Source organism: Amycolatopsis eburnea, from assembly GCF_003937945.1.
In the GTDB taxonomy this organism is placed as follows: domain Bacteria; phylum Actinomycetota; class Actinomycetes; order Mycobacteriales; family Pseudonocardiaceae; genus Amycolatopsis; species Amycolatopsis eburnea.
Window position 1 is genome coordinate 296476 of sequence record NZ_RSEC01000060.1, and the last position, 13906, is coordinate 310381.

A 13906-nucleotide genomic window follows, 5' to 3' on the forward strand; every position below is an offset into this window, starting at 1 on the left:
CGAACCTAGGTCCGCGACGCTTCGGCGGGCACCGAAGCGAACGGCGCCAGGATCCCGGGCACGGCCGCCGAAGCGAACTCGAGCCCTTCGACGGCGTCGGCGTCCAGGATCGAATAGGCGCCGGCGCCCGCCGCCGTGGTCGCGGTGAAGGTCGCGAGCCCGCGGCGCCGCTGGAACACCGACTGCTTGACCGTCCAGCCGATCACCCCGTCCCGCGCCAGGACCGCCGTGCCGCGCCGGACCGCGCCCGCGCGCACGACCAGGTAGCGGCCGCGCGTGCCGTGCCCGAGGCCGCGGTAGGCGTCGAAGGCCAGCACGACCGCCACCGGCAGCGCGACGACGGCGAGGGCCCCGCCCAGCACGAGCAGGACGTCGGTGAGCAGCACGCCGAGCACCAGCAGGACCACGACCGGCGTCGCCGCGGTCAGCAGGGCCCAGCGCAGCCGCCGTCCCCGGGCGGCAGGCGGGTGCGGCACCAGCTCGACGTCCGCGACGGCCTCGCCCGCCACCCGCGCGGCCACGTCCACGGCCACCGCGCGCGGCGCCGCGGGCAGCAGCGTCTTGGCTTCGGTCTTGCCGTCCTCGCGCTTCATCCCGGTGGCGATGGCGTCCACGCGCGCGGCACCGGCGAGCCGGGCCCCGAGCGGCTCGACGAGCTCGACCCCGCGCAGCCGCCGCTCTTCGATCGTGATCGACCGGGTGGTCAGCAGGCCGCGGCGGACGCGCAGGGTGCCGCCGGGTTCGCGGTCCAGCCGGTAGTGCCACCACATCTCGGCGAACAGGCCCACGGCACCGGCCACGCCGAGCACGATCGCGAGGACCAGCAGGAGCAGGACGCTCGCGACCAGGGGGACGTCGCCGAAGAGGCCGAGCAGCCACTGCAGCAGCCCGCCGCCAGCACCGAACCAGTCCGCGACCTTGAACAGCGCGCCGAACGCGGACAGGCCGAGCGCGGGCGCGACGAACGACACCGGCGCGTACCGGATCCACCGCTTGTCGAGGCTCGCGAGCGCACCGTCGGCGCGTTCGGCGGCCGGGACGCGGTGCAGCAGTTCGGTGCGCAGGGCTTCGGCGTCCGCCCGGGCCAGCGGGGCGAGCGCGATCTCGTCCTGCTGCCCGGTGCCGATGGTCAGCACGGCGACGCCGAACGCGCGGTGCAGCGGGTTGGCCGTCAGGTCGACCGTGCGGATCCGCTCGCGCGGCAAGGACTTCCGCGTGTGGGCGACGAACCGGAACTCGAGTTCGAGGCGCTCGGGCGTGCAGCGGAACCGGGTGGCGCGCCAGCGGACGAAGTCGGCGAGCACGCCGGCACCGACGAACAGGACCGCCGCCGGGACGAGCCACAGCGACCGCGTCCCGATCGCGATCGGGGTGCCCGCCGACACGGCGATCCCGGCCGTGACGAGCGCGGAGACGCCGAGGGTGCGCCGGTCGAGCCGGCGCCACTCGCTCACGTCGCGTCCCCGGGCGTGGCCTCGGTGCGGTCGGTCAGCCGCTCGGCGACGTCCGCCGCGACCCCGGCGTCGAGACCGCGGAGCTTGACCGCGCCGCGCGCGGACGCCGTGGTCACGGTGACCGTGGCGAGCCCGAAGCGCTGCTGCAGCGGCCCGCGCAGCGTGTCGACGGTCTGCACGCGCGAGAGCGGCGCCACCCGCCACTCCTGCCAGAGGAAGCCCGAGCGCACGTAGACCGCGGTGCCGGTGACCTCCCAGCGGTGCAGGCCGAACCACCACACCGGCAGGACGGCGCACCAGGCCACCCCGAGCACCGCGACCACGGCGGCCGGGACGAGCAGCCAGAACGCGGCCGGCGGGATCAGCGCGCCGAGCACCGCGAGGACGAGCACCACCGGCCCGAACGCCAGCGCCCCCTGCGCCCGCCACCAGGCGATGGCCCGCCGATCGAGCGCATTGCGCGGCGGCCGAAGCCGCACCACACCGTCAGACATCGTTTCCCCCTCTGTTTACAATGCGATCGCATCGTAACGGCGATGGCGGCGTCTTCGCAATGCGATCGCATGACAACCGGGAGCGGACGTGCCGAAACAGGTGGACCACGAGCAGCGCCGGGTGCAGATCGCCGAAGCGCTGCAGCGGCTGACCACGAGAGCCGGGCTGGAAGGCGTCAGCCTGCGGCACGTCGCCGCCGAGGCGGGCATGTCCATGGGGTCGGTGCAGCACTACTTCAAGACCAAGGACGAAATGCTGCTGTTCGCCTTGGAGCACCGGCACAAGCTCCGCAGCGAGCGGATCACGGCGAAGGTGCTCGCCGAGGGACCGCCGACCCCGCGGTCGATCCTGCGCGCGTGCCTGGTCGAGATCCTGCCCCGCGACCCGGACAGCGAGAGTGACTACCTGATCGGCGTCGCGTACTTCATCCGCGCCGTCGCCGACCCCGCGCTGGCGAAGGTGTTCGGCGAGGGCATGCCGGAACTGCTGGCGTTCTTCGCCGACCAGGTCCGCCAGGCCCAGGAAGCGGGCACCGTCCCGGCGTCGGCCGACCCGGCCGCCGAGGCGGCGATCCTGTGGGCACTGGCGGACTCCCAGGGCTCGGAAATCCTGATGGGCCACCGGACACCGGCCGAGGCAGTGGCCACAGTGGACTACTACCTCGACCGGCTGTTCACCGGCTGACCTCAGCCACCACCCCCACCGCCGCCCGACGCCGCCGAGATCGCGGCCGTGCGGGCCGCGTTCACCTCGCGGATCACCTTGCGCAGCGCCGGAACCGCCGCGCCCGCCTGCTCCTCCAGCTCCGCGAGCCGGGCCCGGTACCGCCGCCGGTCCGCGCGCGGGAGGACCGCGCCCAGCTCGACCGCCGCGGCCAGTGCCGTCAGCGCGGCGACGCCCGGCGGTACCCGGTCGGCGCTCCGCAGCGCCGACGTCACCTCGTCGTGGAGGGCGGCCGCCCCGGCGCGGTCGTGGACCACCGGGCGGCGGCGCGGGAACAGCCCCAGCACGCGCGATGTCCGGAGCGTGATCACCCCGGCCGCGCCGAGCTGGGCTTCCAGCGACTCGAGTGTGCCGCGGGCACCGCGGCGGACGCGGGCGCGCCACTTGCGGTGTGGATCCGCCGCCAGTTCCGCCAGCAGGTCGTCGAGCACCAGGTGCCCGGTGCCGCCGGCTCCGGTGACGACCGGGCGGCCGTCGTCGTCGGCGACCAGGCCGCGCAGCACCAGGTCCGTCAGCGCCGCCGCGCGGACCAGCAGCGCCACGCGCTCGCGGTCCGGCAGCCGGTCGCGCCGGGTGTCGCAGGCCAGCAGGTACGCCCGTGCGGGCAGGGAAAGCATCGTCGTTCTCCTCACTGCCGCTTCAGCGCGGGCCAGACGTCCCGCCACGGCGCCGTCCGGCCGTCGTATTCCCACAGCAGCCCGTCGACCACCGTCGTCTCGTGCGCGAAGTACGGCCGCAGCTGCCCCGGGTCGAAGCCCGCGAACAGCACCGCGTCCGCCGACTCCGGTGGCGGGCCGAAGTACCAGTACCCGCGGTGTCCACTGTAGACACGCTGGATGCCGTACGGCGCGCCGTAGAACTCCGTCACCGCCGCGAACGGGTAGATCTCCGCGTACACCGCGGTCCGCGCCCGGACGTCGGCCGGCAGCGCCGCGTACGCCTGCCCGATCGCCTTCGCCAGCTCCTGCTGCGGCAGCTCCCCCTGCGCGAACGCGCTGCCGAGCTGGAACGGCCCGTACGACGTCCGCGCCGTCGCCGGCCACACCGGCAACGCGGCCAGCGTGACCACGGCCGAGAACGCGAACACCGGCCACACCACCGCTTTCCACCAGCGGACCAGGTTCCGGCGGGTCAGCTCGGTGGCCGCGGCCGCGAACGGCACCGCGTACAGCCCCGTGACGTAGTTCGCCCGCCCGTGCAGCACCAGCACGGCCACCGCCACCCCGAGCGCCGCGACGCCGAGGTACCGGTACGGCCGCAGTTCCGGCGACCGCAGCAGCCGCCACACCCCGTAGACCAGCGCGAGCACGCCCGCGCCGATCCCGGCACCGAGAAGCGCGTCGCGCGCGAAGCTGCCGTAGCCGGGGAATTCCGCCGCGACGACGTCGCTCATGTGGGTGTACGGCCAGCCGTGCGCGGCCTGCCAGACGAGCGTCGGCACCGTGGCGGCGACGGCGATCGCCGCGCCCAGCCAGAGCTTCGGCCGGGTGAGCAGCTCCCGCGGCCCCAGCCACAGCGCGGCGAGCAGCACCGCCGCCCACAACGCGGGGATCAGGAACTTCGTCTCCAGCGACACCGCCGTCACGACGCCGGCCCACCCGAGCAGGCCGTCGCGCCGCGTGCGGGTCCAGCGGACCAGCAGCCAGCTGACGACCGTCCAGAGGAACGGGTCGAGCACGTACGTGGCCAGCCAGTGGCTCGCGATGACGATGCCGGACGTCGCGTAGCACGCGGCCGCCATCACCTGCGCGCCGCGGCCGCCGCCGAGCTCGCGGGCGATCAGCGCCGTGACGACCACCCCGGCGGCCGCGGCCAGCGTCATCGGCAGCCGCAGCGCGACGAGCGAGCCCGGCGCGAGCCAGTCCATCGCCGCCGCCAGCGCCGGGATGAGCGGTGGCTGGTCGAAATACCCCCAGTCCAGGTGATCTCGACCGGCCACCAGGAAGTACAGCTCGTCGAACCCGCCGGCGTAGCGCCCGCTGGTCAGCAGCAGCGCGAGCCCGGCAAGGCCGGCGACCACGAGCACCGGGCCGGTGGCGAACGCCGTCTTCGGTCGCGTCAGGACAGTCACCTTTCTCCCCCCCTCGCCTTCGGTGTCCCCAGTCCACCGGTCCGCGGGGGCCCGGCGAAACCGGACGAGGGAGGTGATCGCGGCGACGAACGTTGCGAGCACCCGGCGCGAGGCGCAACTTTGGTTGTCATCCGGGCGCGGCGAGCCCGCCCGGCGATTACCGTGACCGCGTGACCACCGCCCGGCGGCCGCTGTGGCCGAGCCGCTCCGACGCCTGCTGGCTGTTCTTCGCGGCGTTCGCGTTCTCCGGCATGAACGCGCTCTTCTTCGCGCTCGGCGACCGGACGACGGGCTCGCTCGGCCCGGCGGCCGGGCTGGCGCTGCAGGTGGTCTGCGACTTCACCCTGGTGCTGCTGTTCCGGTTCCCGGTCCAGGTGTGCGCCTTCGTCACCGCGGTCGCGTTCGCGATGCTCGCGTCCGACGTCTTCGCGCCCGGCCTGCTCGTGCCGCGGCACCCGCTGGCGCTGCTGACCGTCCCGACGATCACGCCGGTGGTCCTGTCGCAGGCGGCGCGGGTGCTGGACCGGCGGACCGTGCTGTGGGTGGCCGGGATCCTGGCGGTCGTGGCGTCGCGGCCGTGGACGCCGGACTGGGCGGTCACGCCGTTCGGGTTGCTCAGCACGGCGCTGCCGGCGCTCGTTTCGCTGTACTTCGAGGCGCGCCGCCAGCTGCTGCAGTCGTTGCGCGACCGTGCGGAACGGGCCGAGCGCGAACAGCACCTGCTCGCCGAGCAGGCCCGCGCGGAGGAACGGCGGCGGCTCGCGGGCGAGATGCACGACGTCGTCACGCACCGGCTCAGCCTGATGGTGCTGCACGCCGGCGCGCTCGGCGTGACGTCGGCGGAACCGGCCGTGCGGACGGCGGCCGAGGACATCCGCCGCGAGGGCGCCCAGGCGCTCGACGAGCTGCGCGACCTGGTCGGCGTGCTGCGCAACGGCACCGAGATCGGCGGCGCGCGCACGCTCAGCCCGGCCGAGCCCGGCGACCCGGCGCGGCTCGTCGAGGAGTCCTGTTCGGTCGGGGTGGCGACGGAGCTGGTGGTGGACGGCGACCCGGCACGGGTGTCCCCGACCGTCGCGCGCACCGCGTACCGCCTGGTCCAGGAGGCGCTGACGAACGTGCGCAAGCACGCACCGGGCGCGTCGGCGACGGTTTCCCTCCGTTACCGAGACGACGGCCTGGACGTCTCGGTCGGCAACACGGCCGCGGCGAGCCCACCCGACCCGGCACTGGCCGGCAGCGGCTCCGGCGCGGGCCTGGCGGGCCTGCGCCAGCGCGTCGAGCTGGTCGGCGGCCGCTTCGAGGCGGGCCCGGCCCCCGGCGGCGGGTTCCGGGTCGGTGCGATACTGCCCGCTTACGTACCGACGGCGGAAGGCACGCACTGTGATCCCGGTGCTCGTGGTCGATGACGAGCCGATGGTGTGCGCCCACCTGCGCACGATCCTGGGCTCGGCAGGCGACATCGACGTGGTCGCCCAGGCGGCCGACGGCGCCGAAGCGGTCGAGGCCGTGGTCCGCCACCGCCCCCGCGTGGTCCTGATGGACCTGCGCATGCCGGGCGTCGACGGCCTGACGGCGATCGCCCGCATCACGGCCATGCCGGACCCGCCGGCGGTGGTGGCGCTGACGACGTTCGACGCGGACACCTACGTCATCCGCGCCCTGCGCGCCGGAGCGGCGGGCTTCCTGGTCAAATCGACCCCGCCGGAGGACCTGATTGGCCTGGTCCGCGTGGCAGCGGACGGCCACACGGTGCTGTCACCGTCGGCTGCTCGCCGGTTGGTGGCGTTGTCCTCGGACGGCCGTGAGCGCGGGGAGGACGCGCGGCGCCGGACCGCGGGGCTGACCGAGCGGGAGCGGGACGTGCTGGCGTGCCTGGGCGAGGGACTGTCCAATGCGGACATCGCAGGGCGGCTGCATCTGGCTGAGGCGACGGTGAAGAGCTATGTGTCGCGGATGTTGGTGAAGCTGGAGTGTGCGAACCGGACGCAGGCGGGGTTGCTGGCTCATGAGGCGGGGTTGGTGGCTCGCTAGGGTGCGTAGTTTGCGGCGGGTGGGGTCCGCTGCGGGATCTGTGCGATGGGGTCCGGCTGTGGGGCACCGGGTGCGGGGAGCTTGGTTTTGCGGGTCTGTGTGACGTTGTCGTCGATGCGGGTGGACGCCTCTTTGCTGAGCGGTGGGCGGCCTGGACTTGGTCGGGTAGATCCGGGGGTTGAGGTGCCTGGCTAGCTCGGGGATCTGTTGTCGCGGGTGCGGTCGATGCCTCGCTGCGGGAACCGAGGCGTTCATGTTGCTCGGTCGACTCGGGAATCTGGTGTCACGCAGGCGGTGGCTGCCTCGCCGCGCAAACCGAGGCATTCATGTGCCCGGCCGACCCGAGGATCTCTTGTCACGCACGCGGTAGATGCCTCACCGCAGGAACCGAGACGGTTACGTGCTCGGCCGACCCGAGAATCTCTTGTCACGCACACGGTAGATGCCTCACCGCAGGAACCGAGACGGTTACGTGCTCGGCCGACCCGAGAATCTCTTGTCACGCACACGGTAGATGCCTCACCGCGGAAACCGAGGCGGTTGCGTGCTCGGCTGGTCCGAGAATCTGGTGTCACGCAGGCGGTGGATGCCTCGCCGCGCAAACCGAGGCATTCGCGTAGTCGGCTGGCTCGGGAATCGCCGCCGATGGTTCCGCAATTCGTTGGGCCGCCTTGGTTGCTCGCGCGGGTGGGGACATGGGGGTGGGCCCGTAGCCGGTGGCTGCGGGCCTGTCCCGTGTTCAGGCTGCGAAGGGCAGGGGTTGATGCAGGTTGTTGCGCCTGGGTTTTCGGCGTTTGTCCAGGAACCGTGGGGGCAGGAATTCGGGGTGGCCGTCGGTGGCGATGCGGACTTGCCAACCCGAGCGGTGCAACAGCCGGTGGTGGTGGCCGCACAACAGGACCAGGTTCGCCAGCTCGGTCGGGCCGCCCTCGGCCCAGTGCCGGATGTGATGACCCTGGCAATGCCGTGGCGGGCGATGGCAACCCGGGAACGTGCAGCCGCGATCGCGCAGGAACAACGCCCGGCGCAGGCCCGGTGAGATCAGGCGGCGGGCACGACCTAAGTCGAGGGGTTCGCTGGCGGAGCCGAGGACAGCGGGGATCACCTTGCAGTCACAGGCATGCAGGCGGGCCTCGGCGGCCGAAATCAGGCCGGTATCGCCGAGCGTTGCCTGCCCCAGACCGGATTTCAGGTCCGCCAGGGAGACCGCGACCATGACGTGGGCGCGTTCTCCGGCTTGGGTGGGTAGCTCTGGGGAGTTGAGCGCGAGGTCGACTGCGTCGGAGAAGGCGTCGCCGTAGCGTTCCTGTGGGGAGCGGAGGTCGTCGGCGCCGCGGCGTTCGGCCAGCGCGTCGAGCAGGGCGCTGGCGCGGGTGCCGGTTTCGTCGTCGAAGCGACCGGACAGTTCCCAGGTTCCGGTGCGTTTGCGGCGCAGCGACAGTTCCCGGGCGGGGGTAGCGGGTTCAGTGTCTTCGGGGGCGGGGCCGTCGGGGTCGAGGTGAGCCAGGATCCGCGCGCCCAGGGCGGCGACTTGCTTGTGACCGCCCTCGGCGGCGAAGGCCAGGAGATCGGCCTCGGCGGTATCGCGGTGCATGGCGGGGATCTGGGAGACGGCCTCGATGATGGTGTCGATCATCGGGGTGCTCAACGAGCCGGTCACGGCAGCGGCACCGGTGGCCGGGGCGAGGACGGGGGTGGCGTCGGAGGAGTAGAGGGCCTGGGCACGAGCGACGGTGCGTCTGGCGGCAGCATGCGGAACATCGGCGAGGTGCTCATAAAGCCGTGCAGTGGAACGGTATCCGAAGAGTTCCATAACGCCGCGGGATTCGATTTCCACCAGCAGCGCACCGATTTCCGCCTCAGCAGACCGCACCACAGTGAGCAGCGCAACGACACGGTCGGCCAAGGCCGCCGCATCCGCTTGCCACACCGCTTCTCTGTCCACACACCAAGACTACCGGCCATACGAACACCTGTTCATCACACGATCAGGTGGAACAGATCAAGGCCACAACAACGGAACAGCGTGCCAAACCGCCCACCCGATCACCACGAACCAGCCAAGAATCCAGAAAAACCCAGGAATCCCAGTCCGCTCAGCAAGCGAAGAAGCATCATCCCCCACCACCCCACGGAACCGGTTCGCGACCAGCGCCCCCAACCCACCCAGCTCACTGGTCAGCAGCAACCAAGCCTCCGCATACGCGACGCCGTTCTTCAACCAGTCCGGCGCCCACCGCAGCGCGCAGAACACGACCGCGCCCACCGCGACGACCGCCGCGCCGGTGATCACGTCCCGTGTGAACAGCAGGATGAACAGCATCGCGACCGCGGTCAGGGCCAGCACCGCCGGTACCAGACCCCGGTGCAGCAGCGCTGCCGCGCCGAGGCCGGCCAAGGGTGGCATCGCGTAGCCGGCCGCGGTGGCCAGGATGCCCGCGAACGGTGACGGGTTCCAATGCTCGGTCTGACCGGACTCCGCGCCGGTGATTTCGATGCGGAAGACGCCGCCGCCGGTCAGGATGCTCACCAGGGCGTGGCCGCCCTCGTGGAAGAGGGTGCCGAGGACGTTCACGCGGTTCAACAGCAGACGGGTTCCGGTGGTCATGAGGGCGAACGACGTCGCCGACACCGCGCCGGCGAACACCGCGGTCGTGCCCACCAGTGCCCAGCCGGGCGCGGGCACCGTCTCGTTGAGCACCGCGAAGGCGGACGCCACGGAATCTACGCCGACGCCGGGGTGTGCTCCGCGTCGTACGCATCACGCGCGTCCTGCACCGAAGACATGTGCACGCGCGCCCACCGGTCCAGCATCTCCAGCGGCTCCGACAGGTTCCGGCCCAGCGGCGTCAGCTCGTACTCCACCTTCGGCGGGATCGTCGCGTACGCCGTGCGGGTGAGGATGCCGTCGCGGACCAGGCTCCGCAGCGTCTGGGTGAGGACCTTCTGCGAGATCCCGTCCACGCGGCGGCCGATCTCGGTGAACCGGAGCGGGCCGTCCTTCAGCGCGCCCACGATGAGCACGGTCCACTGGTCGCCGATGCGGTCGAGCAGCTGGCGGGTCGGGCAGTTGCGGTCGTACGGGTCGGGCTGCCACACGGCGCGTCTCCTCACTTTCCGAGAGAGAGTAACACGCGTTTCAGCCGGTGGGGGCCATCAGCGCTTCGAACAGGATCCGCAGGTGCCGGCGCCCGCGGTCCCAGCGGGCCTCCAGTTCCTCCTGGTCGCGCGTGGCCCAGCTGGCGATGAGGATGCCGCGCACGACGTCCATCGCCGTGTACACCGCGTGCAGGAACTCGTGGTGCCCGGCGTGCTCCGGCATCAGCGCCCGGCCGAACTCGACCAGGCTCGACGTCGCGATCGGCTCGACCGCCGCCATCTGGCTGCGCAGCTCGGGGTCGGTGCGCGAGGCCACCCACAGCTCCACCGTCGCCGAGAACACCGGACCCTGGTGCATCTCCCACATCAGCTGCAGCGCGTCGCCGACCGGGTCGCTGGACGCGCGCAGCCGGTCGAGCTCGGCCATCGCGACCTCGGTGCGCTTGGCCGCCAGGTGCCGGATCGCCGACGTCACCAGGTCGGCCTTGGTCGGGAAGTGGTGCACCTGCGCGCCGCGCGTGACGCCGGCGCGGTCGGCCACGCGGGTGGTCGTCGTGCCCGCGTAGCCGTACTCGACGAGGCAGTCGATCGTCGCGTCGAGCAGCCGGACGCGCATCGCCGCGCTGCGCTCTTCCTGCGTGCGGCCGGTCGATCCCCGTCGTGGCGCTGACATGCGCCCACCTTATGGGGCCACCGGCGCCGCCTCGACCAGCCCCGCCACGACCCGCCCGATGAAGCGCCCGAGGAACCGCCGGTAGAACCAGCCCGTGCCGGGGATCTTCGGCGTGAACGTCGAGTGCCAGTGGATCTCGGTGCCGCCGTCGTGCGGCGAAAGATCGACGTAGGCGACGTAGTCCCGCAGCGGCAGGCCGTGGTCCAGCGCGTAGCCGAACCGGCGGCCCGGCTCCAGCGCGACGATCTTCTCGTACGACTTGACGCTGCCGGTCCGGAACAGCCGGATCGCGCCGAGGCCTTCCGGCTCCCCCTCGCCTTCGCGGACCAGCTCGAACGAGCCCAGCGGCGACCACCGCGGCCAGCTCGCGCCGTCGCGGAGGAGCGCGTACACGGTGTCGGGCGGCGCGGACGTCCGGCCGCGCACGGAAATGCTCTGTACCATTTGGTACGTGTACCATCTGGTACATGATCGAGACAAGCCCGCGCGACCGGCTCCTGGCGGCGGCGATCGACCACATCGCCCACCACCGCGGGACGGAGAAGAGCCTGCGGGCGCTCGCGGCGGACCTCGGCACCAGCCACCGCATGCTGATCTACCACTTCGGCTCGAAGGAAGGCCTGCTCACGGCGGTGGCGCGCGAGGTCGAGGCCCGGCAGCGCGCGGCGCTCACCGGCCTCGACCCGGCGGAGTTCTGGCGGCGGCTCACCGACGACGACCTGCGCGCCAACGAGCGGCTCTTCTTCCAGCTCTACGGCCAGGCCCTCGGCGGCACGCCGGGCACCACCGGCCTGCTCGACGGCGTCATCGACGACTGGCTGGGCCCGATCGAGGCGCTGCTCGCCGAGCACGGCGTCCCCGAAGCCGACCGCGCCGCGCACGCCCGGCTCGGCCTCGCCGTCGCGCGCGGGCTGCTGCTCGACCTCGTCACGACCGGCGACCGCGAAGCCGTCGACGCGGCGATGGCGCACTTCCTGGCGAGGTACCGGCAGCTCGCGTGATACTGGCGCGATGCGCCTGCTACTGGGGATGTCGGCCGCTCTGCTCGTGACGACCACGCTCACGCCCGTGGCGGCCGCCGCGAGCCCGCCGATCCGCGAAACGGCCTGGGTGGAAACCGGCACCGACCACGACCACGACGGGCAGACCGACCGCGTCGCCGCCGACATCGCCCGGCCGGCGACCGGCGGGCGCGTCCCGGCGATCCTCGACGTCAGCCCGTACTACGCCTGCTGCGGCCGGGGCAACGAGGCGCAGAAGAAGACCTACGAACCCGGCGGCACCCCGCGGCAGTTCCCGCTGTTCTACGACAACTACTTCGTGCCGCGCGGGTACGCGGTGGTGCTCGCCGACGTCGGCGGGACGAACCGCTCGTCGGGGTGCTTCGACGACGTCGGGAGCGGCAACGCCGTCGTGAACTGGCTCAACGGCCGGGCGAAGGCGTTCGACGCGCCCGAGGGCGGCCGTCCGGTGCGGGCGGACTGGGCCACCGGGGACGTCGGCGCGATCGGCAAGTCCCAGGACGGCGCCACCGCGATCGGCATGGCCGCCTCCGGGGTCCCCGGGCTGAAGACGATCGTGCCGATCGAAGGCGTCGCCGACAACTACGCCCAGCTCGTCGCGAACGGCGCGCCGCTGGCCACGCCGGAGAACACCGGTTCGTCGTTCACCTACAACGAGCGCGCGGCCGAGCTGTGCCGGCCGTTCGAAGCCGACCTCAAGGCGCGCATGGGCACGAACGGCGACTACAACGCCTACTGGCGCAGCGTGAACTACGTGCCGAAGCCGGTGCGGGCGAGCGTGCTGATCGCGCAGGGGTTCGGGGACGGCGCCGTGGCCCCGAACCAGTTCGCCGCCTACTGGGCCGCGCTCGGCCGGACCGGCGTCCCGCGCAAGGCGTGGCTGAGCCAGGCCGGCCACGTCGACCCGTTCGACCTGCGGCGCGCGCAGTGGGTCGACACGCTGGGCCGCTGGTTCGACCGCTGGCTGAAGGGCGTCCGCAACGGCGTCGAGGACGAGCCCGCCGTCCACCTCGAAACCACGCCGGACCACTGGACCGACGTCCGGAGCTGGCCGCCCGCGACCACGCCGGTGACGTTCCGGCCCGGCTCGGGCACGGCCACGGTCGTCGACGATCCCGCGGTCGGCCGGGAGGACTGGGCGGCGGGCGTCTCGGCGGCGCGGTTCACCGGGCCTCCCCTGCCCGCCGCGGTGCGGATCGCCGGGTCGCCGTCGGTGACGATCACGGCGTCGTCGGACAAGACCGCCGCGCGGCTCGGCGTCGCGCTCGTCGACTACGGCCCGGCCGAGCTGCGCAACACCGCGAACTACGGCAGCGGGATCAAGAACCTGGCGACGACGTCGTGCTGGGGCGAAAGCCGGCCCGGCGATTCCGCGTGCTTCCTCGACACCGCCACCGACCTCGTGCCGGTCGACCACCGGATCATCGCCGTGGGCTGGGCGGACCTCGGGCACCACGCGTCGCTGCGGCACGGCGAGCCGCTCGTCCCCGGCCGGGCGTACTCGATGACGTTCACCCTCACCGCGCTCGACCACGTGGTCCCGGCCGGGCACCGGCTCGGTCTGCTCCTCGGCGGCACCGACGGGCAGCTCTTCGACCCGGCCCTGCCGGCGCTCGGCGACACGCTGACCTTCGACCTCGCCCGGACGTCGGTCACCTTCGGCCTTACAAACCCCGAACACTAGGCCCACGCCGCCCGAACACCGCCGCGCGAGAGTTCTCCCCGTACCCGAGACGAGGAGACACGATGCGAGGAACCACCTGGACGCGGCTGGCACTGGCGGGCTGCGGGAGCGCGGCCTGCCTGCTGGTGGCGGCGCCGCTGGCCTCGGCCCAGACGACGTCGCCGGCGCCGGTCGCGCCGATCACGCTCAGCCCCGAGGAGTCGCAGCAGGTCTGCTCGGACTGGGTGCCGAAGCTGCAGAAGAAGGCCGACAACCTGAAGGCGCGGATCACCGGCGGCGCCGAGATCACCGGCTCGGTCGCCAACCTCAAGGCGCGGGCCGCCGACCAGCGCGCCAAGGGCCACACGCAGCGCGCCGACCAGCTCGACCAGCGCGCCACCAAGCGCCAGGGCCGGATCGGCGAGATCGACGCGGCCAAGCAGAAGCTCGACGCGTTCGCGTCCGCGCACTGCAAGCCGGCGAAGTGAGGGCGGCGAGGACCGCGGCGGCGGTCGGGGCCGCCGCGCTCGTCGCGCTCGGCTGCTCCGGCTGCCGCGACAACCTGATGGGTCCGCCGTCCGACGGCGCGCCCGCGTCGTCCGAATTGAGCGGTGTCGAGTCGACGCTGAACGGCATCGAGTCCGACATGAACAGCGATGGCACGCCCTGACC

General features: G+C 72.7%; 16 protein-coding genes. 7 read left to right on the forward strand and 9 right to left on the reverse strand.

What is annotated here, in order from left to right; translation table 11 throughout:
- Positions 1 to 5 precede the first annotated feature (5 nt).
- Complete coding sequence (locus EIY87_RS36935) at positions 6 to 1454, reverse strand: PH domain-containing protein (RefSeq protein WP_125314594.1); 1449 nt, start codon at positions 1452 to 1454, stop codon at positions 6 to 8.
- Positions 1451 to 1948: a PH domain-containing protein gene (locus EIY87_RS36940; RefSeq protein ID WP_125314595.1), complete on the reverse strand. Its 498-nt coding sequence runs from the start codon at positions 1946 to 1948 to the stop codon at positions 1451 to 1453. Before EIY87_RS36940 ends, EIY87_RS36935 begins: the two co-directional genes overlap by 4 nt.
- Positions 1949 to 2036: 88 nt before the next feature.
- Between EIY87_RS36940 and EIY87_RS36945 the strand changes: the two genes are divergently transcribed.
- Positions 2037 to 2633 (forward strand): TetR/AcrR family transcriptional regulator, encoded by a 597-nt coding sequence (locus EIY87_RS36945; protein ID WP_158641436.1) that lies wholly within the window; start codon positions 2037 to 2039, stop codon positions 2631 to 2633.
- 2 nt (positions 2634 to 2635) lie between these two features.
- Here the strand turns inward: EIY87_RS36945 and EIY87_RS36950 are convergent, their stop codons facing one another.
- Together EIY87_RS36950 and EIY87_RS36955 are read right to left on the reverse strand one after the other, a co-directional pair.
- Positions 2636 to 3289, reverse strand: coding sequence for a GOLPH3/VPS74 family protein (locus EIY87_RS36950; protein ID WP_125314596.1), 654 nt, complete (start codon positions 3287 to 3289; stop codon positions 2636 to 2638).
- 11 nt (positions 3290 to 3300) lie between these two features.
- Positions 3301 to 4743, reverse strand: a complete 1443-nt coding sequence (locus tag EIY87_RS36955) for an ArnT family glycosyltransferase (protein WP_125314597.1) — start codon at positions 4741 to 4743, stop codon at positions 3301 to 3303.
- Positions 4744 to 4913: 170 nt separating this feature from the next.
- Here EIY87_RS36955 and EIY87_RS36960 point away from each other — a divergent pair, with 170 nt between their 5' ends.
- Positions 4914 to 6152, forward strand: a complete 1239-nt coding sequence (locus EIY87_RS36960; protein ID WP_125314598.1) for a sensor histidine kinase — start codon at positions 4914 to 4916, stop codon at positions 6150 to 6152.
- Positions 6127 to 6777, forward strand: coding sequence for a response regulator (locus tag EIY87_RS36965; RefSeq protein ID WP_086862950.1), 651 nt, complete (start codon positions 6127 to 6129; stop codon positions 6775 to 6777). Before EIY87_RS36960 ends, EIY87_RS36965 begins: the two co-directional genes overlap by 26 nt.
- Positions 6778 to 7516: 739 nt before the next feature.
- Here the strand turns inward: EIY87_RS36965 and EIY87_RS36970 are convergent.
- The 5 genes from EIY87_RS36970 to EIY87_RS36990 form a co-directional block, all read right to left on the reverse strand.
- Positions 7517 to 8722: an HNH endonuclease signature motif containing protein gene (locus EIY87_RS36970; protein ID WP_125314599.1), complete on the reverse strand. Its 1206-nt coding sequence runs from the start codon at positions 8720 to 8722 to the stop codon at positions 7517 to 7519.
- A gap of 57 nt (positions 8723 to 8779) precedes the next feature.
- Complete coding sequence (locus EIY87_RS36975; RefSeq protein ID WP_225440279.1) at positions 8780 to 9496, reverse strand: M50 family metallopeptidase; 717 nt, start codon at positions 9494 to 9496, stop codon at positions 8780 to 8782.
- 5 nt (positions 9497 to 9501) lie between these two features.
- Positions 9502 to 9876 carry a winged helix-turn-helix transcriptional regulator gene (locus EIY87_RS36980; RefSeq protein WP_125314600.1) on the reverse strand — a complete coding sequence of 125 codons (375 nt, stop codon included), beginning with the start codon at positions 9874 to 9876 and terminating at the stop codon, positions 9502 to 9504.
- Positions 9877 to 9916: 40 nt separating this feature from the next.
- Positions 9917 to 10492 (reverse strand): TetR/AcrR family transcriptional regulator, encoded by a 576-nt coding sequence (locus EIY87_RS36985; protein ID WP_125315016.1) that lies wholly within the window; start codon positions 10490 to 10492, stop codon positions 9917 to 9919.
- Between the two features lie 66 nt (positions 10493 to 10558).
- Positions 10559 to 10993, reverse strand: a complete 435-nt coding sequence (locus EIY87_RS36990) for an SRPBCC family protein (protein WP_125314601.1) — start codon at positions 10991 to 10993, stop codon at positions 10559 to 10561.
- A 23-nt stretch (positions 10994 to 11016) separates the two neighbouring features.
- Here EIY87_RS36990 and EIY87_RS36995 point away from each other — a divergent pair, with 23 nt between their 5' ends.
- The 4 genes from EIY87_RS36995 (at position 11017) to EIY87_RS37010 (ending at position 13904) form a co-directional block, all read left to right on the forward strand.
- Positions 11017 to 11550 carry a TetR/AcrR family transcriptional regulator gene (locus tag EIY87_RS36995; RefSeq protein ID WP_125314602.1) on the forward strand — a complete coding sequence of 178 codons (534 nt, stop codon included), beginning with the start codon at positions 11017 to 11019 and terminating at the stop codon, positions 11548 to 11550.
- 10 nt (positions 11551 to 11560) lie between these two features.
- Positions 11561 to 13255 carry a CocE/NonD family hydrolase gene (locus EIY87_RS37000; RefSeq protein ID WP_125314603.1) on the forward strand — a complete coding sequence of 565 codons (1695 nt, stop codon included), beginning with the start codon at positions 11561 to 11563 and terminating at the stop codon, positions 13253 to 13255.
- A gap of 62 nt (positions 13256 to 13317) precedes the next feature.
- Entirely contained in the window at positions 13318 to 13722 is a 405-nt protein-coding gene (locus tag EIY87_RS37005; protein WP_125314604.1) for a hypothetical protein, read from the forward strand.
- Positions 13719 to 13904, forward strand: coding sequence for a hypothetical protein (locus EIY87_RS37010; RefSeq protein ID WP_125314605.1), 186 nt, complete (start codon positions 13719 to 13721; stop codon positions 13902 to 13904). The genes EIY87_RS37005 and EIY87_RS37010 overlap by 4 nt, the downstream gene beginning before the upstream one ends.
- Positions 13905 to 13906: the final 2 nt, after the last annotated feature.